The organism is Leptospira abararensis (genome assembly GCF_016918735.1).
GTDB lineage: Bacteria > Spirochaetota > Leptospiria > Leptospirales > Leptospiraceae > Leptospira_A > Leptospira_A abararensis.
In genome coordinates, this window is record NZ_JAFFPR010000013.1 from 1 (window position 1) to 1,205 (window position 1,205).

The window sequence follows — 1,205 nt, forward strand, 5'->3', positions numbered from 1 at the left end:
TGTACAGATACAGTATTCGCCTTACACAATCCTCTAATTTAATTTAGATTATTGATTTTTTTCCTGTGTTAATTCTCGGATACCATCAAGGAAAACTTGATAGGGCGTTCTCCCATTCATATTTCTGCCTTGGTGAGATCTTTCGTTGTTATAGAACTTGAGATATACCTGGAAATCTTTTTCCATTTCATCGACTGTTTCATAAAAATTTGTTCTGCCAGCGACTCTGAAGTGTTCGTCGAGTAAAGTTCGATGAAGCCTTTCCACATATCCGTTGCTTTGTGGTCTTCTGACTTTCGTGGTTCTGTGTTCGATGTCCTCTAGTTGAAGGAATAGTTCAAATGGATGCTGATCTTCTCTCCCGCAGTATTCTCGTCCGTTATCTGTCAGAATTGTTTTGATAGGAATGTTGTGTTCTTCAAAGAAAGGAAGAACTTCATTGTTTAAAGTCTGGACAGCCGTAATTGGCATTTTCGATGTATGAAGAGTTCCCCAAGCATATCTTGAGTGACAATCGATAACTGTCTGTAGGTAGACTCTTCCTATCCCTTTTAATGTTCCTACCATAAATGTATCCATAGCGACCAAATCCCCTGTAAAATCAGCCTGAATGTGCCTATCTCGGTATTCAGGATTGAATTTCTCGAGCAGCTTTATTTGATTTTCATTGAGCTCTATGGGATGCTCTTTAAGATGTTGATCGAGTCTTAACAGTCTTTGGTGTTTAGTAAGAAGTTTCGTTCTTGTCCAAACTCCTCTCACTCCTCCTGAACTTACACTGTGACCTTTTAAATTCAATTGTTGGGCTACACGAATGGAACCATGAGTTGGATTGATGAGGCTATAATCCAGAATCACTTTTTCGAGTTCTTCCGACAATCGGTTTGGATGGGGGTTGGTCGCTCCAGATACTCTGTCGATTAAACCTTCTGAACCAAACGTTTGGTAGTTTCTTCTGATCTCATAGAATTGTTGTCTGGAGTAGCCCATGATCTTACAGGCTCTGCTGACATTGCTTAGTTCATTTGCTAATTCTAACAAATTTAGCTTTCTTCTCGCTGCTTTGGTGCTTACGTTGGTATTGGTGGTGGTCATACGTCTTCCCTCCTAGGAAATGACTTTGTGGTAAAAATCATTTTTCTAATTAGAGGATGTGTGACCACTGCTTCTTTACGAAACTGTCAGGTGAATACTATACTAGCACA

1 protein-coding gene is annotated in these 1,205 nt (G+C 39.7%); it reads right to left on the reverse strand.

Translation table 11 applies throughout. The features are described 5' to 3' along the window. Window positions 1-48: 48 nt before the first annotated feature. Window positions 49-1,095: an IS481 family transposase gene (locus JWG40_RS04160; RefSeq protein WP_205284605.1), complete on the reverse strand. Its 1,047-nt coding sequence runs from the start codon at window positions 1,093-1,095 to the stop codon at window positions 49-51. Window positions 1,096-1,205 lie beyond the last annotated feature (110 nt).